This is a genomic window from Tumidithrix elongata BACA0141 (genome assembly GCF_036349135.1).
Lineage (GTDB): Bacteria > Cyanobacteriota > Cyanobacteriia > Pseudanabaenales > Pseudanabaenaceae > Tumidithrix > Tumidithrix elongata.
In genome coordinates this window covers 1-24,989 of record NZ_JAZBJZ010000004.1, presented here as the reverse complement: position 1 = coordinate 24,989, position 24,989 = coordinate 1, and the positions used below count along the sequence as shown (strand labels likewise).

18 protein-coding genes and 2 tRNA genes are annotated in these 24,989 nt (G+C 46.1%); 13 read left to right on the top strand and 7 right to left on the bottom strand.

Features of this window, described 5'->3' with window-relative positions; all coding sequences use genetic code 11:
- From V2H45_RS01790 to V2H45_RS01780, 3 genes are all read right to left on the bottom strand, one after another.
- Positions 1-1,257 (bottom strand): hypothetical protein, encoded by a 1,257-nt coding sequence (locus tag V2H45_RS01790; RefSeq protein WP_330481891.1) that lies wholly within the window; start codon positions 1,255-1,257, stop codon positions 1-3.
- A gap of 41 nt (positions 1,258-1,298) precedes the next feature.
- On the bottom strand, positions 1,299-2,630 hold the full coding sequence (locus tag V2H45_RS01785) for an APC family permease (protein ID WP_330481890.1): 1,332 nt from the start codon (positions 2,628-2,630) through the stop codon (positions 1,299-1,301).
- A 311-nt stretch (positions 2,631-2,941) separates the two neighbouring features.
- Positions 2,942-3,778 carry a tetratricopeptide repeat protein gene (locus V2H45_RS01780; RefSeq protein WP_408648696.1) on the bottom strand — a complete coding sequence of 279 codons (837 nt, stop codon included), beginning with the start codon at positions 3,776-3,778 and terminating at the stop codon, positions 2,942-2,944.
- Positions 3,779-4,009: 231 nt separating this feature from the next.
- Between V2H45_RS01780 and V2H45_RS01775 the strand changes: the two genes are divergently transcribed.
- The 3 genes from V2H45_RS01775 (at position 4,010) to V2H45_RS01765 (ending at position 5,909) form a co-directional block, all read left to right on the top strand.
- On the top strand, positions 4,010-4,531 hold the full coding sequence (locus V2H45_RS01775) for a hypothetical protein (RefSeq protein WP_330481888.1): 522 nt from the start codon (positions 4,010-4,012) through the stop codon (positions 4,529-4,531).
- A 167-nt stretch (positions 4,532-4,698) separates the two neighbouring features.
- On the top strand, positions 4,699-5,619 hold the full coding sequence (gene lipA / locus V2H45_RS01770) for a lipoyl synthase (protein ID WP_408648695.1): 921 nt from the start codon (positions 4,699-4,701) through the stop codon (positions 5,617-5,619).
- Between the two features lie 216 nt (positions 5,620-5,835).
- A tRNA-Pro gene (locus V2H45_RS01765) sits at positions 5,836-5,909 on the top strand.
- A 168-nt stretch (positions 5,910-6,077) separates the two neighbouring features.
- On the opposite strand, the gene V2H45_RS01760 is transcribed toward V2H45_RS01765, so the two are convergent.
- Positions 6,078-6,710, bottom strand: coding sequence for a DUF192 domain-containing protein (locus V2H45_RS01760; RefSeq protein WP_330481887.1), 633 nt, complete (start codon positions 6,708-6,710; stop codon positions 6,078-6,080).
- A gap of 58 nt (positions 6,711-6,768) precedes the next feature.
- On the opposite strand from V2H45_RS01760, the gene V2H45_RS01755 reads away from it, so the two are divergent.
- From V2H45_RS01755 to V2H45_RS01740, 4 genes are all read left to right on the top strand, one after another.
- Complete coding sequence (locus tag V2H45_RS01755) at positions 6,769-9,027, top strand: glycoside hydrolase (protein WP_330481886.1); 2,259 nt, start codon at positions 6,769-6,771, stop codon at positions 9,025-9,027.
- Between the two features lie 34 nt (positions 9,028-9,061).
- Positions 9,062-9,643, top strand: coding sequence for a late competence development ComFB family protein (locus tag V2H45_RS01750; protein WP_330481885.1), 582 nt, complete (start codon positions 9,062-9,064; stop codon positions 9,641-9,643).
- Between the two features lie 69 nt (positions 9,644-9,712).
- Positions 9,713-10,192, top strand: a complete 480-nt coding sequence (locus V2H45_RS01745; RefSeq protein ID WP_330481884.1) for a DUF4079 domain-containing protein — start codon at positions 9,713-9,715, stop codon at positions 10,190-10,192.
- Between the two features lie 243 nt (positions 10,193-10,435).
- Positions 10,436-12,985 carry a hypothetical protein gene (locus tag V2H45_RS01740; RefSeq protein WP_330481883.1) on the top strand — a complete coding sequence of 850 codons (2,550 nt, stop codon included), beginning with the start codon at positions 10,436-10,438 and terminating at the stop codon, positions 12,983-12,985.
- A gap of 24 nt (positions 12,986-13,009) precedes the next feature.
- Here V2H45_RS01740 and V2H45_RS01735 read toward each other — a convergent pair whose 3' ends face one another.
- Positions 13,010-14,806, bottom strand: a complete 1,797-nt coding sequence (locus V2H45_RS01735; protein WP_330481882.1) for a cation:proton antiporter — start codon at positions 14,804-14,806, stop codon at positions 13,010-13,012.
- Positions 14,807-14,929: 123 nt separating this feature from the next.
- Here V2H45_RS01735 and V2H45_RS01730 point away from each other — a divergent pair, with 123 nt between their 5' ends.
- On the top strand, positions 14,930-16,243 hold the full coding sequence (locus tag V2H45_RS01730) for an RNA-guided endonuclease InsQ/TnpB family protein (protein WP_330481881.1): 1,314 nt from the start codon (positions 14,930-14,932) through the stop codon (positions 16,241-16,243).
- Between the two features lie 141 nt (positions 16,244-16,384).
- On the opposite strand, the gene V2H45_RS01725 is transcribed toward V2H45_RS01730, so the two are convergent.
- Positions 16,385-17,947 carry a glycosyltransferase family 39 protein gene (locus V2H45_RS01725; RefSeq protein ID WP_330481880.1) on the bottom strand — a complete coding sequence of 521 codons (1,563 nt, stop codon included), beginning with the start codon at positions 17,945-17,947 and terminating at the stop codon, positions 16,385-16,387.
- Between the two features lie 337 nt (positions 17,948-18,284).
- Here V2H45_RS01725 and V2H45_RS01720 point away from each other — a divergent pair.
- Positions 18,285-18,357: transfer RNA gene (locus V2H45_RS01720), tRNA-Val, on the top strand.
- A 3-nt stretch (positions 18,358-18,360) separates the two neighbouring features.
- On the opposite strand, the gene V2H45_RS01715 is transcribed toward V2H45_RS01720, so the two are convergent.
- The gene (locus tag V2H45_RS01715; protein ID WP_408648694.1) at positions 18,361-19,218 is read right to left on the bottom strand and encodes a helix-turn-helix transcriptional regulator; all 858 of its coding nucleotides are present in this window, start codon (positions 19,216-19,218) and stop codon (positions 18,361-18,363) included.
- 150 nt (positions 19,219-19,368) lie between these two features.
- Between V2H45_RS01715 and V2H45_RS01710 the strand changes: the two genes are divergently transcribed.
- The 4 genes from V2H45_RS01710 to V2H45_RS01695 all read left to right on the top strand — a co-directional run bounded on the left by V2H45_RS01710 (position 19,369) and on the right by V2H45_RS01695 (position 24,958).
- Positions 19,369-19,926, top strand: coding sequence for a Uma2 family endonuclease (locus V2H45_RS01710; protein ID WP_330481878.1), 558 nt, complete (start codon positions 19,369-19,371; stop codon positions 19,924-19,926).
- A 124-nt stretch (positions 19,927-20,050) separates the two neighbouring features.
- Positions 20,051-21,025: a helix-turn-helix transcriptional regulator gene (locus V2H45_RS01705; protein ID WP_330481877.1), complete on the top strand. Its 975-nt coding sequence runs from the start codon at positions 20,051-20,053 to the stop codon at positions 21,023-21,025.
- Positions 21,022-23,754: a CRISPR-associated helicase Cas3' gene (gene cas3, locus V2H45_RS01700; RefSeq protein WP_330481876.1), complete on the top strand. Its 2,733-nt coding sequence runs from the start codon at positions 21,022-21,024 to the stop codon at positions 23,752-23,754. Before V2H45_RS01705 ends, cas3 begins: the two co-directional genes overlap by 4 nt.
- A 133-nt stretch (positions 23,755-23,887) precedes the next feature.
- Complete coding sequence (locus V2H45_RS01695) at positions 23,888-24,958, top strand: hypothetical protein (RefSeq protein WP_330481875.1); 1,071 nt, start codon at positions 23,888-23,890, stop codon at positions 24,956-24,958.
- The last annotated feature ends 31 nt before the right edge of the window (positions 24,959-24,989 follow it).

Sequence of the window (24,989 nt, the reverse complement as noted above, 5' to 3'; positions counted from 1 at the left end):
CTAATTCTTTTTGGTGGCTAGCATCAAATTTGACTCGTTGAGCCCATACTTATAGCCAATGCCAAAATTGAGCGCCTTCACGTTTGCGCCTGTTTCATAGATCTGGCGAAGGTCATCTTGATACTCCTTAGCAAATAGTGCGATCGGGCCTGTGTAAGTGCCATAAAACTGCAAATTCCACTGTTTGGGCTCAAAAAAACGGACGGGCATGCCTGAGTCATCCTGTAAAATCGCGCTACTCTTCGCCAATACGAGATCTCGAATCTGCGAGAAGTTCTCATAATGCATCAGATAAGACGCTGCTTTGGTATAGGTAATCGATTCTTTGAAATTCTTTTCCACAAAGTTTTTCAGTGCGGGTGTGGCTTCAAAGCCCTCGTCAGATAGGTCGATCGCAAAGTAGTATAGAAACTGCGGTTCGGATTTTCCAGCCTGCACGAAAGTGATCTTTGCCCCTTTAAGATAAGCTTCATCGATGTTTCCATCGGGGAAAGTCTTGAGACCGCCATTCTTATCCATACCAACATATTCCATCGCTAAGATCTGATTGTTGGTTCTTGCCAAAAACACAAATAGAATGGGTAGCGTGCCCTTGTCTGCTAGGTCAACCTGCATCGATTTAGTCTGAAAAAAGCTGAACTGGAGGAGCGAGAACATTGCACCATTCATCTCGCGTAATTTCTGAGAGATCTCGTCGTCAGAGAGGGTAGTCAGGGAGGGCAATTTCCCCACTGGCTCTAAGCCAATCAGCAGATAGTTACTGGCATTGGGAAAAAAGGTATAGGCATAGAGGAAATCAGGCCCCGCAAATGGATAAAAGATCGGTTTACTGGTCTGGCTGAGAGATTTGAGTTCCGTACTCGACCATTTCTTAATTGGGGAAAGCTGTTGGCTTTCTAACTTGCTCCAAGCCTCCTCAAAAAATTTGTTGTACTCTATCCAAGCTCCGTTTTTCGTCAATCTCGCCAGCTTACTTTTGTCTTCTAACTTGATCCCTGCAATAAATTTGGCTGTATCTGTCAGCCGCTCGGCTTCCGCGCGATCGAACTTGGCAAGCAGATCGGGTTTATCAGGAGCTTTGCTCTCTACAGGAGTTGGTTTCGATTGCGCTGATGGAGTTGGCTGTGCATTCGTAACAGCAGTGTTTTGACGTTGCGACTCCGTGCAACCTGCCAAAGACATGACCAAACCGAGAAATGCCATCAGCAGCGGCGGGACGCGTCCTGAAAGGAATCGCGAAACATGGGGCTCTACCATACTTATTAAACCTCTTGCAAATAGTAACAATTTGTGGACTATCACTCGATCTCAGTAGAATCGAGCATGGGAGCTTTTTGCCGCGCTCCCCATAGATAAATCGGAATTCCTAATAAAATAGTTCCTAACCCAGCAAGGGACTCTGCGGGCTTATCGCGAAAAATGAAGACCAACATCCACAGACTGATGGCGAGGAAGATCAGGGGTGTCAATGGATAGCCCCAAGTCCGATAAGGACGAAGGATATCGGGATATCGGAGGCGATGGACAAACAAGCCTAAAACCGTAATGCAGGAGGAGAGCGTCAGGGTAAAACCGAGATAGGTAATCACAACCTCAAAGGAAGAGCTAATCGTTAGAAAGATGACGATCGCCAACTGCAAGAGCATGGCATAAAGGGGCACTCCATACTGGTTGCGTTTGGATAGCAATTTGAATAGGGGAATGTCTTCTCCTATTACCTGCGTCACCCTTGGTCCCGCCCAAACCATCGAACTGATGCTTGAGACCAACCCAAAAGAAATCAAAAAACTCATGATATTGCCGCCGGCAGCCCCAAAAATGCGGTTAGCAACGACATAACCCACATCTAATTGCCCAGCCAATTCACCAATGGGAGTTGTGAACAGGAAGATAAAGTTTAAGAACACATACAGTACCAAAACCACTAGCGTCCCCAGCAGTAAAGAGAAAGGAATGTTCTTTTCTGGTTTTTTGATGTCATTGGCGATATAGATCGAGGCATTCCAACCTGAGTAGGCATAGGTAACGAACACCAATGAAGTGGCAAAGGTCGCGCTAAAAATGTCAGAAAAAGCTGCCGCAGAAGGCAGAAAACTCAAGTTTTGCGGTTGTTGAATTAAAAAACCACAGGCGATCAGAACCAAAATCAGCGCTACCTTGAGGGTGGTCGAAATCCCCTGAAAATAAGCACCCACTCGAATATTCCGCGTATGAATTAGGGAAATCGCTATAACGGCAATCAGGGCCGTTGCCTTCGCATCAATGCTAGGCACTACATGGCTGAAATATTTGCCTAAAGCGATCGCCGCCGCCGCGATCGGGGCTGCAAATCCTACCGTTACCGATACCCAGCCGGACAAAAAGCCGACAATCGGATGATAGATTTTTGATAGGTAATGGTATTCTCCTCCCGATCGCGGCATAACCGAGGCGAGTTCGCCATAGCAAAGCGCACCACATAGGGCAAAAATGCCACCCACAATCCAGAGTGCCAGCAAAGCAAAGCCAGAAGTAATACTCGTAACTTGGAAGCCCAAGCTAGTAAATACTCCTACACCGATCGTATTGGCTACTACGAGACAAGTAGCCGTAAATAAGTCAATTTTCCTTGGACTTGAGTCTACGTTCATTGCTCCAAATCAGGCTTGGTAAACATCGCAGGCAATTAAAGTTAGTTCCCTAACTTGCGTTTGGGAACAGAGTTTTGGGGCAAATCAAATTAAGTTTGTTTGCGCCAAACCCTTCGTCCAATCGGCATCCTCTAGCTCTAAAACATGCCGCTTTGCACCTAGGGAAATTTTTCTTGTTTTTAAGAAAAGCTGATGCAACGCTTAGACGTTGGGCATGAGATTTTTCGTTCCCAAACAGCCGCTATTGTATGAGATTCATAAAGCGATCGCAAAGCTGAGAAAAACATACATGACAAGAAATCTTGTGGCAACTATTGCAGCTTGAGAAAATTTTCTAAGGCTGTCGTCATGGCTGGAGACCAACGTCTGGTATTTGCTACCCAATCTAAATCTCGATAGCGTGGATCGAGGGACTCTACAGATACCCAATTGCTTTCGGCTTCACCTGCCTTATTTTGCTGCCACAATGCTGCTGTCAGCGCTGCACGCACATCGGCAAAGTTGGGATATTTACGCAGAATATTGCGCATCATCTTAATCGCTTCGTCGGTTTTTCCGACTTGGTAGAGTGCCTGCACGTAATTTGCACGAACAAAGCTAAAGTGTGGGTCTAGGTTTGTGGCGGTTTGATAGTCTTCGATCGCTTCTTGCCATTTCCCTAAACTCGCCTTAGCATTGCCGCGATTGTTGAAAGCACCTGCGTCTTTGGCATCCAAGGCTAAAACCCGATCGTAATCGGCGATCGCGTCTTGCCAACGTTGTAACCCCTCTAACGCTGTACCGCGATTTAAATAGGGATCGGTGGCACTCGGGGCGAGCTTAATAGCTTGGGTGTAGTCCAAGATTGCAGCTTCGAGTTTGTTTTGGCTGGCTTTGGCATTGCCGCGATTACTCCAAGCTGCCGCATTTTCAGGAAAACTCTCAATCATTTTTGTCCAATAAGATTCTGCCTTGGGGAAATCCCCTGCATTGGTGGCAGCAAAGGCTTGTTTTGCCAGATCCTCAAGTTGCTGCATTTCTACTTTGCTGAGTGGCTTTGCGATTTGAACTGGGATTTTGGCATCTTGGGATTGCGGAGTTTGGGTTTGCGCGATCGCACCATGAGCCATACCAAAAGTCAGCAGAAAGATCGCGAGTAATGAGAAAATCCAGCGCATGATTTTTATTGTAAAAGAGTCCAAAACGTTTTATTAGCTTTATGTGGGAGCAATCGGTTGACCAGCATCTGAATATAGATCGCCCAACTGGATGAACCAAGATGGGGATGCTTAGCCTGCGATCGCGCCCTATTGTAAATAGTGTAACTGTTCCATCTCAGATACACCCTCCCAGCAGCAATGCTGGGTTTTTTGTGCTTTGATGTAGCTATATAAACTATCTTGGCTTGCGAAAATTGCTTTATGGCGCGATCGCGATATCTAGTTTCACAGTTTAATGCCGATCGTCGATATCCCTGCCCTGTGTGTTGGCGAGGTGAAATTGCCACAATGCCGCTCATGGATACACTCGGCTGTAACTTTTGCAATCACATTTTTATCTTCGAGCCGCCACAACAGACGCTCAAGATGGCAGATAGTAACGCGTCACTGGTGTGGGAATGGAATGGAAATACTTGGCAAAATGCCAACCGCCAACTTGCTGAACTCAGTTGGGGTTTAGGCTTGGCAGGAATTGCACTGGTCGTGTTCCCAACTACAATCATGGCACTCTCAGCCTATGCCTTTGCACCAGAGCCTGATGTATCGCTCGCTTGGGTTCCTTTAGTGTGGACTATCCTAACGTTTATCTGTCATTTATACTTCGTTCTCGCGATCGCCGCCGACTATTATCAGTTTCCACTCCTAAGCTATTTGCGAATTATCAAGCGATCGCTGATGCGAACTTCGCACATTCGCAATTGATACTTAAACATTCGATCTCTAAAATGTGGATAGATTCATAGATAGTGGGGTGGACAATCCTTTATAAATCTGCTGAAGGTGGTGTTGAGATATTAGTCTATGCTCAGAGAGAATATGTACAATGAAACAGGCTCTGTACAATAGATGTAGTACAGCCGCTTTTTGTCATTTCTCAAAGATCGCAATCAAGAAAATCTATGGTAGTCAAGCCCGAATGGTTACGTGTCAAAGCCCCACAGTGGCAAAGGGTGGGTAGCGTTAAAGAAACCTTGCGGGATCTGGGACTAAATACAGTATGCGAAGAGGCATCCTGCCCCAATATTGGCGAATGTTTTAACATCGGTACGGCTACATTTTTAATCATGGGGCCAGCCTGTACTCGCGCCTGTCCCTACTGCGATATTGACTTTGAGAAAAAGCCCCAACCTCTTGACCCAACTGAACCCGATCGCTTAGCGATCGCCGTACAACGTCTTGGGCTTAAACATGTTGTCATTACTTCTGTCAATCGAGACGATCTACCCGATGGTGGCGCATCGCAGTTTGTGCGATGCATTGAGCAGATTCGTCAAGTGATGCCACAAACTACGATCGAAGTTCTGATCCCAGATCTGTGCGGTAATTGGTCAGCCTTGGCGATAATTTTATCGGCACGTCCCGATGTGCTCAACCACAATACTGAAACTGTGCCGCGTCTCTATAAGCGCACGCGTCCTCAAGGGGAATACCAGCGTACTTTGGAATTATTTCGTCAGACCAGAGCGATCGCACCTTGGACTTATACCAAGTCAGGGCTGATGGTGGGCTTAGGCGAAACCAGCGCAGAAATTCTAGAAGTGATGCAGGATTTACGTCAGGTTGATTGCGATATTCTCACGATTGGGCAATATTTACAGCCCAGCCAAAAGCATTTAGGCGTGCAAGCATTTATTCATCCCGACCAGTTCGAGCAGTGGCGCATAGAGGGCGAAAACATGGGATTTTTGCAGGTCGTGTCTTCTCCGCTCACCCGCAGTTCCTATCACGCCGAGCAGGTACAGGTACTGATGAAACGCTTTCCGCGATCGCCTCTAGTCTTAAATCCTTAATTTTTCTCGAATGCCAAAATCTTAGCTACAGTCAAAGCAAACTCAAAAACTTCTGGAATGCATTCAAGTCGCCACTGAATTTTAGTTCACTTGGCTTGGCTCGACCAACAGTGAAATTAATCTTAGAATTTATGATGCGCTAAATTTTTTGCTAAAGATCTTTAAAGATGGGACAATCTATTGCTAGAATAATAAGCCAGCAATTTTTGCAGGTTTCGGGGCGTAGCGCAGCTTGGTAGCGCACCACTTTGGGGTAGTGGGGGTCGCACGTTCAAATCGTGTCGCTCCGATATGATCGAAACCCTCTCATTGAGAGGGTTTTACTGTTTTTAGGTCTACTCTTGTCGTTTCGCTCTATTCGCAATAAGACCGACAGAATATAGTTAAGGAACCTGAAAACCAATAATTATTGTGGGAATACTTTGCCCATGCGTTTTACCTTTTTTGATATGCGATCGCTAGGGTGTTAACGGGGTGACCACAATGCGATCGCCTACCTTTACACCCATTTGCATTGCCCAACCTGCGCGCAATTCGATCACCTGATCGGCAACAACGCCCTCGCTGGGATAGATTGCACAGGGCTCTGCCACACAGGGCGGGGCGGAATGCGCGATCGCTTTCACTTCCCCTTTATACAGAAACACCATATCTAGATCGACGGGTACATTTTTCATCCAAAAGGCGATTTGCCGAGTTGGGTCAAAGGGAAATAACATGCCGCGATCGTCGGGCAAAGCGGGGCGATACATTAACCCCTTGGCTTGTTCGGCAAAAGTGCGGGCGACTTCTAGTTGTACGGTGCGTCCGGCAATTTCAGCTTTGGCAGTAATGGGTAGGGATTGTGCCAGTTGAGGGTTGGGCTGGGGCAATTGGGGTTTACTAGATGCGGGGGGTGTAGGGGTTGAACTGGGTTTTGTGGTTGTATTGAGATTGGGTTTAGCACTAGGTTCAGGTAGAGTGCTAGGCTTAGAAGCGTCAGACACTACGGGTTGCGTACAGCCCATTAAGTAAAGCGGCAAAATTAAGTAAAGGGGCAAACGCCAAAAATAAGCTCGATACCGATTTTTCAGAGCCTTTGGATTTTTCATGTTCGTGTTATCCATTAAGGATATGTAACAATTTTTAAATATTGAGCCTGCCATACCTATGTCCCTTCCCTTATACGTTGCATTTATCTGGCACCAGCATCAACCACTCTATAAGAGTCCGATCGCTGGCAAATATCGTATGCCTTGGGTGAGGCTACATGGGGTCAAAGACTATTTAGACTTGGTGTTGCTCTTAGCAAAATACCCAAAGCTGCACCAGACTGTCAATTTAGTCCCTTCCCTCATTGCTCAGCTACAAGATTATAGTGAAGGCAATGCCTTCGATCCATACTTAGAGCTAACCCTAACACCCGTTGCTAATTTTGACGCAGATCAGCGGCGTTTTGTGGCAGAGCGTTTTTTTGATGCCTACCATCACACGATGGTCGAGCCCTATCCACGCTATGCCCAGCTCTTAGCCCAAAAGAAGCAATATGGTACGGACTGGTGTGTGGCAAACTGGACGCATCAAGACTTTAGCGATCTCTTAGCTTGGCACAACCTGACTTGGATCGATCCTCTATTTCGCGAAACCGATCCTCAGATTAAGGCTTGGTTCGATCGCGGTGAAGGCTTTACCCTCAGCGATCGCCAGTTAATTTATACCAAGCAAAAAGAGATTATCGCTCAAATTTTGCCCCAACACCATGCGATGCAAGCGCAGGGGCAGCTCGAACTCACCACAACCCCCTATACGCACCCGATCATGCCTTTGTTGGCAGACAATTATGCGGGTAGGGTTGCTGTGTCTGACATGCTACTCCCAGGAATTCGCTATCGTTGGGACGCTGACATCAACCTGCATCTAGAAAAATCGAAGCGGATTTACCGAAAACATTTCGAGTGCGAGCCACGCGGTCTATGGCCCTCAGAACAATCGGTCAGCCCTGCCATCTTGCCCCATGTTGCCAAGCATGGCTTTTCTTGGTTGTGTTCTGATGAAGGTGTCTTGGGCTGGAGTTTAGGTCATTATTTTCGTCGCGACGAACGAGGCGGCGTCCTAGAGCCCCATCTACTCTATCAGCCCTATCGCCTAGAAACCATGCATGGGGACTTAGCGATCGTATTTCGCGATCGGCGCTTGTCTGACCTGATTGGGTTTAGTTATAGCTCCATGTCACCCCAAGCAGCCTGCGACGATCTATACGATCACCTGGAGAGTATTCATGTGGCTCAGCAAGAATATTTGCAAAATAACCCATCGGCTGACTCTAAGCGACCTTGGCTTGTGACGATCGCCCTTGATGGCGAAAATTGCTGGGAATATTACCCACAAGATGGCAAGCCATTTTTAGAAACCCTGTACGAGCGTTTCTCAAAGACCGACGACATTCAATTAGTCACTGTGTCAGAGTTTGTCGAGCACTTTCCTCCCGTGGATAAAATTCCGCCGCACCAACTCCATAGCGGTTCTTGGATTGATGCCAACTTCACCACATGGATCGGCGACCCGATCAAAAATCGGGCTTGGGATCTATTGGCAGAAACGAGACAGGTTTTAGCAAATCATACCGAAGCAACCCAAGAAAATAATCCTGAAGCTTGGGAAAATCTATTTGCAGCGGAAGGCTCTGATTGGTTTTGGTGGTTTGGTGACGGACACAACTCCGATCACGATCACGTTTTTGACCAACTGTTTCGCGAGCATTTGCAGGCAGTGTACCGTGCCCTGAATGAGCCTGTGCCCACTGGACTCATGTACCCCTTAGAACCCCATGATGTCTCGCCCAGCGATCGCCCCACCAGTTTTATTCATCCAGTGATTGACGGACGGGTTGACAAACAAGATTGGGATGGGGCAGGACGGCTAGAAATAGGTGGCATGCGCGGAACAATGCATCAAGCCAGTTTGGTGCAACGTCTATGGTATGGGGTCGATCACTTTAACGTTTATCTAAGATTGGACTTTCATGCCGATCTTCATCAAGGCGAGTTAAATAAGAAATTATTAACAGAATCTCAATCGACTTTACATTTACTATGGTTTTATCCCGAACAAACCAATTACAATAGCCCTATTCAATTAACAGGTTTGCCATATATTTCGCCGTTAAATTACTTGTTTCATCACCATCTAACTATCGATCTGTCCAATCATTCCATCGATTTTCAAGAAGCGATCGAAGATCATCAGTGGAAAAATATGCCCACACAGGCGAAAATGGGACTTGATCAATGTTTAGAAATTGCTGTACCTTGGTGCGATCTTGTAGTAAAACCTCAGTCCTTAACCCGATTAGTCGTTATGCTCAGCCGAAACGGTCAGTTTCAAACATCTTTGCCAGAATACACGATTATTCCAATTGAAGTGCCCTGAGTTACCTTAACTTTAGAGAGAGAAATCTTTAGAAATGTCAAGTTCTGTGGAAAAATCCAATTCAACCAGTATAGAGAAAATCGTTGAGCAAGCTTTGCAAGACGGTTATCTAACTCCTGCGATGGAGGCTGAAGTCGGACGCATCTGTGACAGTGCTTTTGAACTGTCTGTAGAGGAGTATATGGCGCTCGATCGCTTGATGGGTGCTTTACTAACAGGTGAAGTGGTTGCAGTCCCGCGCAAACAGTTTATCAACGTTATGGAGGAGTTAGTCCTCAGCGAAGCTGTCGCTAGGGTTGCAGAGATTGAAGAACATAGCGGTAAGATTCTCGATTTAGGGGACATTGCTGCCTACGCGCTGAATCGCTTGCCCCCCCTCTATGCCACCACCGAGCAGGGAGCGGTTTACCAAAGAGAGCGTGCCTTAGCCGATCTCCAGCATTTGATCGTACAACAGGTTAAAGAAGCGATCGAACGCAACCTCGACCGTCCTGAGTTTTTCCCCGATCGCTCCAGCTTTGGGCAAACGGGCAAAGATACGGTACTTACACAAATCAGTGCCCTGTTACAAACGATCGCCTCAAACTTCGAGAACGATCCTTCTCAACAAAATTAGTTATTTGTTGTTAGTCTCAATTCCCCAAAAACGATAACCAATAACCTTAATTAACCTTTATCCGCTCAAATGACCAAACTCACCCAAGTCCTCCAGCCGATCGCCAATCAATTTGAGAAGTTGGGTACACCTGAGCCCATTGTGCATTGGGGACATCCCTTTTTTATGGCGATCGTAATTTTTATCATGGGCAGCTATGTCGGTTATGCAGGATGGCGCAGTCGTATTGCTACCGATCCAGAAATTGTTACAAAAAGTAAAGCCGATCACCGTAAGCTTGCCCCTTTCATGTCTGCATTTTTAGCAGCAGGCTATACGGGTGGTTTATTGTCCTTGGTCATGCAAGACAAACCTTTGTTAGAAAGTCCTCACTTTTGGACGGGCTCGACGGTTTTAATTTTGCTGTCAATTAACGCCACACTCTCGCTTACAGGCTTTGCAGGCAATAAAGCCATTCTCCGAACCATCCATGCGTATGTGGGTAGTGCTATTCTCGTTTTGCTATTTGTTCACGCTGCATTAGGGCTAAAACTGGGACTAGCGATCTAAGCGATCTAACCGAATGGTCGGTAACCCGTTGTAATTCTTGACTAGCGCCGAATTTTGACCTGAAGTTTGAAAGAGCGATCGCTGTTTGGGTGCTGAATTATAGACCTTTTAAAAAATCCTTAATTACTAGCTGCTAATCGCTAAACACTAAACTTCATAAAGACGGAATAATAAATTTGTGCCTAATCCGTAACTATGGGTTAGTATTTGGCATATTTGTTGCAAGTTTTTATCGCAAGCCTTATGGACAACTGGGAGTTTTTGTTACAAAAGAAAGGTGACAAGTCCTGGTTACCCCTAGAGTCGCCAACCGTAGAGATTCTAGAGGGGCAATATCGTTTGGCAGCAAGATCTGAGTTAGCCAATGCCATGATTGGGATTCAGATCGTGTATCAGCCTAGCTCAGAATCTAGCCATCATCCCAATCAGCAACGAATCTCGAAGCGGGTTAGCCCAGATGGTTTGCTGATTGTGATGCCTTACACCCACTTTGCCCCAGGGGCTTGGCAAGTTAGCTGCCAAATGGTGGAGCCGCAGCCGGCTCCCAAGCAGTCCGCTAATTTAAAAGCCAGCGTCAAATTTGACGTTCAAGCCGTTTCCCCTGAGCTAGCATCTGAATGGCAATACCCAGATTTAGTCGTAGTAGAAACCAATACAGCCCGTACAGCACCCGATCGCTTTGACTCTACGAACTTTGACGCTACGGACTTTGATTTTGACGCTACGGACACAGATCGGGTTTTAGGGATTGCCGATACAGAACCTGTAGTTTCTCCATCGTCATCTCTTCCATCTGCCACTCCTAGATCGGCTGCAACACCCACACCAACTGCTTATGCCTCTCCCATGATGCAGATGGCAGAGCAAATGTCAGAGCAATTGGTACAGTCTTTATTGGATGAGTTTTCCCCCTTTGACGATGATGACTTTGTGGACGAGTTGGGCGATTCAGCGATCGACCTAGGGTCAGAAAATCCCGCCCCAGTGGACGAACCCGTTCGTGCGCCAGCCATATCTAGTCCAGTCCAGCCCCAAAGTGAGGAATCCAGTGCGTCTCCAGATTCCTCACTCCCTCAGGTTTTACTCAACCTCAGTCAAGCCCAATATTTAGTCTCGGCGCAAAGCAACATTACGATCGCAGGCGAAGCATACACCGCAGGTGAGTTAGAAATCACGCTCAAAAACCCTGAGAATCTCGAAATCTTGGTCAATGTTTGCCATTTTGTACCTCAAGAGGCGACAGATTCTCTCAGTTCTAACGTTTTCCCTTTTGAGCACATTGTTAATATCCCTCACCAATCCCGTCCGCAGGTGCTGATCGGCGAAATCAGGCTTTATCCGACCGATGATTCGCTACAGGACGAACAAACCTATCAGCTCAGTCAAGCGATTACAGTTACCTACCAATCTCCCACCCTACTTGCAGATGTTGCTAGAGAAATGGAAGCGATCGCCAACTCTATGGCAGAGACCTCGGCGACCATAGTAACCTCCAGCAAAGCGAAACCTGCCTCAAAAGCCTCAGCGAAGAATACGCCTGCTTTAGAGTTGCCTCCCATTTCTCCCATATCAAGTCCCACGAAAAAGTCTGCACCCTCTGCACCCTCTAAGCCCTCTCAACCTGCGACGGCGAGTAAGTCGCCAAGTTTGCCCAATCTGCCGCCCCCCATTCAACCTGCTTTGACAGAGAATTTACAGCCAGAAATTGCAAGCGTTCAACCGCAAGAGGAGGTAAATCCACCTCAAAACTACGATGAGTTTAACGAGCTTTTTGAGTCAGAGCTATTAGACTCAGATGTCAAATATCCTCCATCTTCTCAGAGCGCTCAAATCTCTGACGCCGATGAGCCCGACTTGCTCTACCTGTTTGAAGAGGATTTGCCCAGCAACTACGAGCAAATGCTTGAGGAATCTCCTAGTAGCGAGCAACCTTCCCTGTTGGGCGCATTAAATATCGGCGATCGCTTTTTAAGTAAGCTGCAAAATCTGTCTTTAGATGCGATCGCTGAGAAAGCAGAAGACGATGCGGTTAGCTCAGATCCTGTGGAGTCAGAACCAGTAAAACCCGAAGAAATTAGCCCAACCACTCCCACAGATCCTCCCATTGTCAGTAGTCCCCCAGCGCCAACGGATGCCATTGCCGATCTAGATCGAGAATTAGAACAGTTGCTGTCATCGTCCGAGTCGGGTAGTCCACAGGCAGAGCGGCTCTGGCAAGATCCCAACGAACAATTGAGCGAAGCTCTCAACCAAGAATACAACGAGGCACTGAGGCAGAGACAAACTGCGCTTTCCCCCGATCTGGCTAATCCCAATTACGGACAGGGAACGGGTCAGATTTACGATGATGGCAGAGGAGCTACCCAAAATCCTGCTAGTGCGCCAGCACCAGCCCAAAATCTTCCTACCTTGGCTCCCCAGGAACCGATTCCTCTGCCGATCGTCGAAATTCCCCTAGGCAATCTGGTGGCGGGGACACCGATTCCAGCCAGAATTAAATTGCCCGCGATCGCACCGCAACTGTTTGTCAAATTTTGGATCAAGGATTGCCAAACCCGTGCCACCATTGATGGGCCTCGGTGGTTGGTCGATTTTAAACCTGAAACCGAGTCTGAGTTTGTGGAAACAACCATGCAAATTTCCATACCTCTCGGCAGCATGGAAGTCGCCTTAGAAGCGGTCACGATTGAAGTACAAACCCAACGAGAAAGCCATAAAACTCGGATTACCCGTTCGGTTATGCCACCCAACCTCGATCGAGGGAACGATCTGGACTTTGAGATTGCGCTTTAGCAATAGGCTGGAAAATGGATAGTGCTACGAAGCTTTACTCTCAAACTCAATCACATTGTTAGAATTCACGACTGGGCTAATTAAGGGCAAACTGCAAGCAATATCAGGACGTAACTCGGCATAGCGACTTTGCCGCACCGCCATAATTTCTGACTGCACCATTTGTCGGCTTTCGCCCAAACTCAACAGGAGGTGGGTTGAGAGTTCTAAACTCGCCTCAAAGGTAGGATGCACGACTTCTCTCGCACCCAATTGATAGAGCGTATCAATTTCTGCATCCCTAGAAGCCCTTGCGACGATATCTAGTTCGGGCGCGATCGCGATCGCGCGTTGTACGCAAAGGCGGGTATAGCCAGCATCCGTAATCACCACCACCATTGACTTTGCTTTTTCCACTTCGGCTTTTTCTAACACCAGTGGACTGGCACAATTTCCATACAAATAAGGAATGCCCTGACTGCGCAAGAGTTGGATCTTCGCCTCGGATTGCTCGATCACGAGGACTGGATAGCCTCTCGACTGCAACAGACCGACAATGTTTTGACCTGCACGTCCGTAGCCACAGACAATCACATGGTTATTGAGCGCGGCAGTATCTGAAATTTCCTGTGGGATATCCATTTGATTGAGCCAGTCTTTAAGGATAGGAACCTTCTCCATCAGCAGCAAAATCTGGGGGGTTGCCTTGAGTAAAAAGGGCGTGATCATCAGCGTAACGGCGGTTGTGCCCAAAATTAGCAAGTAAACTTGGCGAGATACCAAACCCAATTTTTGCCCTTCACTGGCTAATACAAAGGAAAATTCGCCAATCTGAGCCAAGCCAAACCCTGTAAAGATTGCTAAGCGCAGAGGATAGCGAAATAGCCGCACCAGGGGCACGACGATTAAAAACTTGCCGACCATAGCGATCGCGACGAGCCCCAAAATCAAATCGAGATTTTGCCAGAGAAACACAGGATCGATCAGCATCCCGATCGATGCGAAAAATAGGGTGGCAAATACATCCCGTAATGGCTCCATATAGGAGAGGGTTTGATCGGCATATTCTACCTGCGTGGAAATCATCAAACCCGCCACGAATGCGCCCATCTCAATCGACAAGCCCATATATTCGGTCAGCAGCGCAATCCCCAAGCACAAGACAATGACGCTGAGCAGGAATAACTCGCGGCTCTCTGTACTGGCAACCCAGTGTAAAAATGGCGGGATTAGCCAAATTCCAGCCGCGATCGCCCCACCCGCAAATAAAGCCGTGACGAGTAAGGCTTTTGCCACTGCCATCCCCACCGCATCGGGGTGGTCGAGGGCAGGCAAAACCGCCAACATTAAGCCCAACGCCAAATCTTGAATAATGAGAATCCCTAGGGTCACCTGCCCCTGTACCGACTCGGTTTGGTTGCTTTCCATGAGACTGCGCAACACCACAGCGGTTGAGGAGAGGGACAAAATTCCGCCTAAAAAGATACCCTGTACAGGGGTTTTTACCCAGCCCACAAAGACCGATAGGGCAGCAGTTAACGAAATCGTTAATAAAATTTGTAAGAGTCCACCACCGAGGGCGATCGCCTGCACTTTTTTGAGCTGCGTCAATGAAAACTCAACGCCCAGAGCAAATAGCAAAAAGGCTACGCCAAATTGTGCCAAGGTTTCTACTTGGATCAGCTCTTTAATCAGACCCAACCCAGTAGGACCGACGACAATGCCGCCCAGCAAGTAGCCCAAAATGACAGGTAACCTCAAACCTGCTGCCAATAAGCCTCCTAGAGAAGCAGCAGCAAGTACTGTTACCAAATCGACAATCAATCTGAAATCTTCTTGCACAGTTGTTTACAGCTTTGTTATTTCTATCTTCTTTAACGTTTCCGTGCGGGAAGTCCCCGTCACCCGTGGCGCGGGGATGCAAGCTCGGTAGGGATTTTGGGATTCCCATAGTATAGTTACTATATGGTAATACGGCGGATTACATACAGACTTTACCCCACCAAAGCTCAAGAGAAAACCCTCTATGAGTGGAGGCGATTGCATTGCTATCTTTACAATTCAGCCCTTGCAGATCGTAGAGACAGTTACCAACGCCAAGGTAAATCCGTAAACTACCTAGATCAACAAAACCGACTACCCGCCTTCAAAGAAGTGTGGACTGAGTATAAAACACTCGGCTCACAAGCACTGCAAGCCACCCTAAAACGAGTTGACCTTGCCTATCAAAGATTCTTTGCAGGAAAAGGAGCCTATCCAAGATTCAAATCCATCCGCCATTATTCAGGTTGGACATATCCTGCAATTTCAGGGTGGAAAGCCTTGACTAACGGCTCAAATGGTTACTTGGACTTATCGAATCTAGGTAAGATTCAGATGCGCGGACAAGCAAGACAATGGGGAATCCCCACAACTTGCACTATCCTAAACCGACAGGGTAAATGGTATGCATCGATTACTGTGAACTGCGAAGTAATCAGAGAAACAGGAGAAGGCGCAATCGGCTTAGATTTTGGCGTACATCATGCGATCGCCACAAGTCATGGTGAGATCGTTGATGCCCCAAAATTCTTGGCTAAAACCGCCAAACAGATCAAAAAGGCAAGTAAGCAGAAACGCAAAAGACGTGCTCCCAACCACAAGAAAAAGCTCAAAGCTTCAAAACGATGGAAAAAAGCACAAACCAAAGTTTCTAAACTGACTCGCAAAGCGGCGAGACAAAGACAAGACTGGGTGCATCAAGTCAGTACAAAGATAGTTAGCGGTAACAGCCTAATTTGTACTGAGCAACTCAATCTTAAGGGGATGACCCGTAAGGCAAAGAAGGGTAGCAAACGCAAAGCTCAGAAAACTGGACTCAACCGTTCGATACTTGATGTAGGGATAGGTATGCTCAAATCGGCAATTCAGTACAAGGCGACTGAATCTGGTGGACAATATATCGAGATCCCTACTCAGAAAGTAAAGCCATCCCAGACTTGCCCTATCTGTGGACATCAACAGAAGAAAGAACTCAGCGATCGCGAACATATTTGCGGAAATTGTGGATATACAACCGATAGGGATGTAGCCGCCAGTCAAGTAATGCTCAACTGGGTTCTATATGGTTCTGCGGTGTTTGGAACGAACATCGTCAAACGTGGAGAGCAAAGCGCTACTTCAAAGGCTGCATATTGTGGATCGATGAAGCAACTAGGCTCAAAGAAGCGTCAAAAACACGCACTCTCAGGTGACGGGTATTCAGAAACCCTGTCACGAAGTTTACGGAGTGCGGGGTAGTTCATGAATACTTAATATTTAGAGCAGTTATCATCAACACCCTTTAGTTTTTTACCGTCACGAAAAATCTATGGTTTGAATTTGCTCCCCGTCTCCGTGTCGGAGAAGAGGTTGGGGAAGAGATCAAGTTACTTTGAGCACCTAAAAGCCCTTAAATCCGTAGCCCTTAGTGAGGTAGTAATTTTTGAGCCAGATGCCAAATAGGGAAACGGGTACGGTTTGCGGCTCGGACATGCGTGCAAATTTTGATTTCACCGTTGCTGTCAGAGGATACCAATCATCAGAAAGCACGATCGCATCTTGACCCATACGTTCTTGCTGAAGATTCCATAGAGTGAACTGGCTGATGCGCGGAGAAATGGCTGTAACTTGCCGATCTTTTAACTGGTAAGCCAACAGGGAGGCAGAACGATAATCGGTGGTAGTGAGAAATGGAGTCTTCGCCAAATCTTGGTTTGAAGCCTGTTGAATTGCTGGGGCAACTTGGTTCCAGCCAAACACAATCCGAGATTCTTGGTCGGCATCTGGGCTGAGCAGTGCCGCGATCGGTATAAAGCTATAATTAATTACAAATAGAATTGCGAACAGAAGTCCGTAGGCTTGACCACCCATAAAGAGTCGCTTCGCGGTTCCCTTGAGGATGGGTTCCACTGCACTCCCTTGAGCCTCGAATAAAACAGAAGGAATCAATGGGAATAACAGCAAATAAGCCGTGATATTCCAGTAATAGAGGGCAGTTGAGAAGAAAGAGATGCCCGTCAATAAGCCCGTGCCAATCGCGAATGTCCAACCAGCCAGCAATCGATAAATCGAATCCGAGGGAAGTATCTGTGGCGTGGGTATACCCCCCGATCGCGAAGGGTTTCCAAGGGAAATCGGGAATCGCTGCCATCCTTGCCACAACAGCCAACAATTTACGGGCGAAACCATCACCACTGAAAGCAGTAAAAATCCTATCGGTTCCGTAAGGCGCATGAGGGGAGTCCCAGCATCGACACTCCGACTCAGATAAAACCGCAAGGATTGGAAGTCATTGCCAAAATTCCATAACAGCACGGGCAAAAATCCGCCGATCGCGATCGCTACGCTCAGATAAAATCGCGGATCGCGAAATAGGGGACGGTGTTTGGGACTGGTGGCGATCGCGGCAATAAAGCCTAGACCCATGAAGAGGGCGTTGTATTTGGCAAGGCAGGCGAGGGCGATCGCGATCGCGGCGCAGTAGAGTCGCCAGTTTGTTCCTTTGCCATCTTTGGCGTAACCATCCAAAAAGGTAACCATCAGATAAGCGGACACGAGGGACAGCGTCATCATCAGGTGGTCGTGCCATGCTAGGGATAGCATCACGAAGTATAAAGGAGAGCTAACAATGGCGAGGGCGATCGCGCCAAAATATTGCCACAGTCGCAGTTTGGCGATGCCTCGATAGAGATATTTGGCGATTAGAAAATAGGTGTAGAAAAAAACGCAGTTACTGGCAAGGTTGGGCGATCGCAGGGTAAAGAATGACTGCCCCAGTATGCGGGTAAATATTCCCTGCGCCCAAGCCAATAGAGGCGGATGGTCGTAATAAGACAGGTCTGGATGCTGCCCCCATAACCAGTAATAGGCTTCGTCGGGGTTAGGAAAGGCGTTGAACCAAAAGATCGTGCGGAGGGCAATGTAAAGAAAGGCTGGGATGAGGAAGATTAGGCTCTGCGACATACAGGGGTTAGGGCAATGTTTCAGTACATCACATCTTGTCTAAAATTACGTCAGTTTAGGATAAGAAAACCTGAAACGCTATACATCCCAAGGATCCCCCCCAGCCCCCCTTGAAAAAAGGGGGGAGAATTTATTTGTCCCCCTTTTGTAAGGGGGATGCCCGATAGGGCAGGGGGATCGAACCCTGTGGTTGCCCAGATATCTAGGGGCAGGCACAGGAGGTCTCCCCTAACAGAACGTTTAGTAGCAATGGGAAATTTACAGGTAAAAATTATTTCTGGGGATTTGCTAGCCGAAAGTAATAACACCTGCTACTATTGTAAATGCTGAAAAGCAAGGGCGCTTAGCTCAGTTGGTAGAGCGTCTCGTTTACACCGAGAATGTCGGGGGTTCGAGTCCCTCAGCGCCCATCACTACTCCTTATAAAGTTCTTGCATATTTTCGATCTCTTGTCGGATGCGATCGCGCACGCTTTGCGGAGATGCAACTTTGCAGTCTTTGCCATATCGCAATACTTCTCTCGTAAACCAAAACGTATTTGCTACCCGTCGTACTACCCGTCGTACTTGGGGAGGTTCGCTCAACCATTCGTTTGTCTCGTCTTGATTTGATTTGCTGCGATAGGCAAAGGCTAATCCTCCCGATAGGTGCATTTCTATGGGAATCGTGGCTAACCCACAATGCCACGTCCCTGTTACAGGTGTAACGGATGCATCTGTAATGCGATCGAGTCTCAAACACCAGTTATGGGTTAGTTCTGGTAAATCTTGATTGTTTGTGGTTTCTTCGCACCAACAGTCTAGGTATTGACGGTCTTCATGCTTGGCAATTTCGGCATAGCGAATTGTAAAGTTCCAAATGCGTTCGGCGGCATCTTGATAGGATAGCTGAAACGGTTTCTGACGGCGAATATAGCGCTCTACTTCTAATCGCCAAGGGCGCACGGGTTCGGTGACGAAACCTTCTAGTTCTGCTCTGAGGGGAATGGTTAGTTCGCTACGCTCTAACAACAAAAGAGCGATCGCGACTGCCATCTCAATCTCGCCTACATCAACCAAAGCAGTCCTAGCTCGATTTAGGGCATCAATTCGCTCTTTGTTCCAATCGTGGTTAGGCGCAACGATCAGTTCTCGGCGTGCGATCGCTTCGACTAATTTAGAGATATTGGGGCGATCGCCCCAAGTCATGCCAAATTCTAGGGCGATCGCTTCTAGCTGGGCTTTATCGCGATCGCCGATCGATAGTGTAACTGAGTCTCCTTTTCTTCCCATGAGCATCTCGTAAGTGTACGTACACTTGATAAGTACAGTATCTTGTATTTCATAATTAATCATGGCAGAATAATCCAGTGCAACAAGTTAAGTACAGATTTTTTGAAGCCCCACTATACAAGCCAACTAATCCGTTTTGGGAGAGAACCTATGTTCGCCAAACAGAGTGCTATTAGTTATACGGAATATCTTAGCTACGAACAAGAAAGCTCGATCAAGCATGAGTTTGTCAATGGTCAAGCTTTTGCGATGGCGGGAGCTAGTGAAACGCATAACGTTATTGTAGGGAATCTGATTGCCGGTATTCGTCCGCATTTAAGAGGTAGTGGTTGTCGCGTGTTTCCCTCTGATATGAAACTTACGGTTGCTGCCGCAGATAATGCCACTTACTATCCTGATGTGATGGTTGTATGCGATCGCACAGATAGCGATCCTTATGTGAAGCAGAAACCTTGTTTGTTAGTGGAAGTGCTGTCTCAATCTACGGCGTTGCTGGATCGGCGTGAGAAGTTATTCAATTACCAGAAGCTACCATCTTTGCAGGAATACGTTTTAGTTTCCCAATCGGAAATGCAGGTTGAGCTATATCGCAAAGATGCTGATGGTAAGTGGTTGGTTCAGTCTTTGCATGCAGGCGATACGCTCCATTTAGGATCAATCGATTTAGCGATCGCGCTATCTGAGATTTATGAAGATGTGGAATTTTGACTAAGGGTTAACAATCTAAACTATTTAACGAATATTTGCTGCAATTTAAGTTTTACTATTAAGACTGCAAGTTTTTTGCAGGGTACACTTCATAAGATGTACCTAAAGTAAATCTTGCAATGGTATGTCTCGACATCTAGAACGCCTATTGGAAATAGATCGACTGCTTCGATCGCCCGAACGTCACACAGCAATAACGCTTGCTGAAGCATTAGAGGTATCTGAGCGCACCGTCAGGAACGATCTAGATTTTTTGAAAGATCGATATCAAGCCCCGATTGAAAGCGATCGACAAAGAGGCTACTACTATGGCGATCCAAACTGGCGATTAGATAGCGTTCCCCTGACTAAAGGAGAACTGTTTGCTCTGACCTTGGGAGCAAGAATGCTGGCAGCTTTTGCAGGATCAGCTTATCAGAAAGAGCTTCAATCCGCGATCGAGCAACTCAGCCGACGTATTCCTGAGACAACTTGGGTAAATCTGCAAGGATTATCCAACGAGCAGGTGATCTTTCGTGCAGGAGCTGAGATCGATTTAGATCCTGAAATCTGGCACAAATTAGAAACGGCTTGCCAGCAGAAGCGACGCACTCTAATGCGTTACTACACGGCGGGTAGAAATTCATACTCCGAACGTAAGTTCGATCCCTACGTTCTACATTTTTCTCGCAACAATCCATACGTGACTGGTTACTGTCACACAAGGAAGGAACCACGCTGGTTTCGTGTAGATCGGATTCAATCGTTGGAGGTTTTGAATGAAACCTTTGAAATCGATCCGACTTTCGACCCTAAAGAACATTTTGAACTGGCTTTTCAGCATGAGGTGGGTGGTATTCCCACGCAGATCTCTATTTGGTTCGATACGGCAACGGCTCCTTATATTCGCGAACGACGTTGGCATCCCACGCAACAAATTGAGGAACAAGCTGATGGTTCGCTGAAGCTACATTTTGTTGTAAGAGGGCTAAACGAAGTTAAACGCTGGGTTTTATTTTATGGCAAGGGTGCAAAGGTGCTATCACCACCAGAACTTGTGACGATGATCAATTCAGAAATCAATAGTATGTCAAACATTTATAGTGAGGATAAATTATGACGAAGGCTATACAGGAGTGCTTTCAACAGTTAACGACTTTTGAACCGAGGCAGTTTCAGTCAGCGACGATCGCAGCGATCTTGAAAGGTCAAAATATTTTGCTCCGCGCTCCTACGGGGTCAGGTAAAACCGAGACAGCGATCGCTGCATATTTATTTGCTAAACAAATGGAGATTGAATTCCCCAATAAGTTGATTTACATTGTACCTCTGAGGACTTTGGCAACGAGTTTACGCGATCGAACTCAAGAACTGATTAGGCGATGGGAAAAGGAGTATCCACCAAAGAGATCGCTAGTTGTGACCTTACAAACAGGCGAAAATCCTGAAGATCCGCGCTTTGAAGGTGACATCATTTTCTGCACCATCGATCAATTGCTCAGTAGCTTTCTAAGTATTCCCTACTCAGTAGGGCGTGGTTCAGCGAATGTGAATGCAGGTGTGGTGTTTGCATCATATTTGGTGTTCGATGAGTTACATTTGCTCGATCCAGATCGAAGCTTTGTAACAACCTTGAAGTTATTAGAGCAAGTACAAGGTATTTCACCATTTTTACTAATGACTGCAACCCTAACTCACGAACTCGCAGGGCAAATTTGCCAAGAAATTACAACACTGGGAAACTCAGATAAGACTGCACTGCAATTGGTGAATGTTGCGGGGAAAGATCTTGAAGCGATTGAAGGTCAGCGTGTTCGCCAATTTCAAACCATGACTGAGCCTCTATCAGCTTATGAAATCTGGCAGGATATCCAGTTATTTGATCGTCAGCGTGTAATTGTAATTTGTAATACGGTGGCGCAATCTCAAGGACTCTATCAGGACTTAGAAAACCTCTGCAAAAAAGATTCCGTATCAATTACTTTGCTGCACTCTCGATTTCTCCCAAGTGATCGCAAATCTAAGGAATCTCAACTAGAGAATGTATTTGGTAAAGATTGGAAGATCGGTAACAAACAATGTCAGGTTCTGATTTCTACACAGGTAATTGAAGCAGGAATAAATATTACCTGTCAGGTGATGCATACGGTGCTATGCCCTGCTAACTCGCTACTTCAACGGGCAGGACGCTGTGCGCGATTTGCTAATGAGAACGGCTTAGTTAAAGTTTATCGTGAAGTAAAAGTTGGAGACGATGCAGAAAAATGGATTGAATTAGAAGATGAAGATGATTTCATAGATGCTGTGGAACAGCCTCAAAAACAATCTAAAAAGCAAAGATTTCTACCTTATAAAAATCTTTCCTGTGAATTGACTTGGGATGTGCTGAGCGATCGCGCCGAGGATGAAGTTAGTAAGTCCGTGGGGTTTGAGATTGAAGAGAAATGGATTAATCACGTCCATACCAAGGAGGATTTATCCCAAGCAGGTAAGAGGGCTGAAAATCGCAGCTCATTTGAACAGCAATTTGATGAAGCTATATTTAGAGGTAAGCGATCAGTTGCCAATGATTTGATTAGATTTGTAGATAATCGCAGCATTTTTATGATGGAAGACCAAGTAATCTTTGATTCAGATACACAATCAATTGACTTAAAACAATTACAAGCCTTTTCTATTCCTAAGAGTACACTTTGTAGCATTTTCTGGAAATTTCAGCAGAGTCAAAACAAAAACTGGCTTTTTAAACAGGTTAAAGCCCCAGAAGATAAGTCGGGTGAGAGATATGAGATACCTAATGCGATACCGATTAAAAATTGCAAGCAAATTGCCGAGAGTATTCAGATTATTGTCAATCCCAAATATGCAGACTACGATTCAAAAGTGGGATTAAGGCTTGGAGCAGAGGTTGAGGGCAATTACAAATCTCAGCAGAAGCAAGCAAAGCCAAAATTATATAAGGAATACAGCTATCACATGGATACTTATGTGAGGCATTTAGTTGATATTGGGAAATGCTGGCTGAATGACTTTGATGGAGATTTAATGATTCAGGGAAAACCAACTACTGTCAAACTGATTAGTTCACAGAGTGAGTTATTGAAAGCAGGAGGTCGATTTATTCATCAGCGAATTTTCCCCAATTCTTCACTCGATGATGCAACAGGACTTTTTGAACTATTGGTATGCTTTTCTATTTTGACTCATGATTTAGGTAAGTTGCAAGTAGAGTGGCAAAAGGCAATGCGAGGATGGCAAAAGACAGCCTATGAACTTTATTGCGGTCTCGAACCAAAGCCAAATTTTCAAGTGATCGATCCTAAAGATCAACTTTTAGCGCACACAGATCACCAACCAAGTCATGCAGTTTTCAAACAAGCGTATGATGACTACACTCAAAAAAATCCTCGACCTTCTCATGCAGTTGAAAGTGCTTTCTTGAGTGAGGAAATCCTTGAAGAGGTATTATTCCCCGTTTTAGAAGATCATTTTAATGAGGATGATGAGAAAGTTCTGCTAAATATAGCTCACAGTATCCAGATGGCGGCAGGTAGACATCATTCTGCTTGGGCAAAGGGTTGGGATGGAGCTAAATCGAGCGAAAAGATTCAGATTCACAGAGGGGCAAATATAGAAGTTGCACGCAGTTGGAGGAGCCTGCGGAAAATGATGCCTTCAAGATTTGTTTTACCTGAACAGTTACCTGAACTTCAGCAAACTCATCAGCTAGATGAATTTCGACTAGGACAAATTGAGCCAGATGATGTGAAATATCAGCAACTTTATTGGTTGATTGTCCGAGCACTCAGGATTTGCGACGGTAGATCTGTTCAACTTCAAAGAGGATAATTTACTGATTATGATTACTACCCTCAGAGTTCCTAAACGATTTGGCACCTCCGCAGATACCTTCTTTCTATTGGGGCTGGCACAGTTCATCTATAGAATTCAATTTCAACTAATTCGGAAGAAAAAACTACATTTGCAAGATCTTGGTGCAACTTATCAAATTCGATTGGCTGAAGCGATTGACTTAGACTCAGCCGAGACAAAAGTTAAGTTTGAGCAGTTATTTCATCCCGTTAAAGGTGCTAAAACGGAAAATATATCAGGTTTTGCGTGGGAGCAAGTAGATTATTTTGATACTGTCTCTCATGCAGAAAAGCGAAAGCGATGGCTGGAACATAATCGCCAGCAGAAAAAAGAAAAGGGAAAAGGAGAAATGACTGAGGAAGACATTCCAACGGAACCTAATGCTTGCACTCAGAATGGCGTAATCTTGACTTCAATGCGGCACGATCGTAACCACAATGGACTCTGGGGACAAGCGCAAGAATTGCGAGAGGATTTTGGAGCCTTTGCAGTTGCGGTGCTTAAAGGGTTTGGAAATACTGAAGAAGTTATTTTAGGTAATGAAGTTGATACTATTGCCAAGCACTTCAAAGATCTCACGGGTAAAGCGTTGCCTACTCCTGCTAGTGCAGTTAAGATTTTTCTACCTACTTCTGTTCAGGGTGTTAACCGCATCAAGTCAGATAGCAATCAAGTAGGAAGTGGACAAAAAGAAGACTGGTTAACTCTATGGCTAATTGCCGCAGGACTCCACCAGTATGGAATTTCTGAGCGCATTAAAGTTAGCGATAGGGATTATGACTGGCGTGTTGTTGCACTGGAACCGCAGGAAATTAACCTCGATCAATACGGTGAGACTTTAGATCAACTCCGAAAGTTTAACCCTCCAAGTGGGGCTTATGGTGTTGCGCGATTTGATGCAGAGATGGTACTGAACTTCTCACTTGAATTACTTAAACATCATCCAGCAAAGGATAATAGTCAAATCAGCGAAGATATACCGAAGAAACGTTCTCGGTTGAGAGGTCGATCAATTCGAGAGTTTGTCTCTGGTTTTAGTGGTACTCATTTTGGCTCTAAAGGTCAAGTATATGGGGTTCAAGAGGTTTTTAGTTTGGGTTTGCCGAACTGGATTCAGCCAAATAGCAAGGAGGATATTAATGACTACACAACTTTATTGGTAATTGCTCAACCTAGGTAAATTGACAAAAGCAGCAAAGCTGATAAAGTAA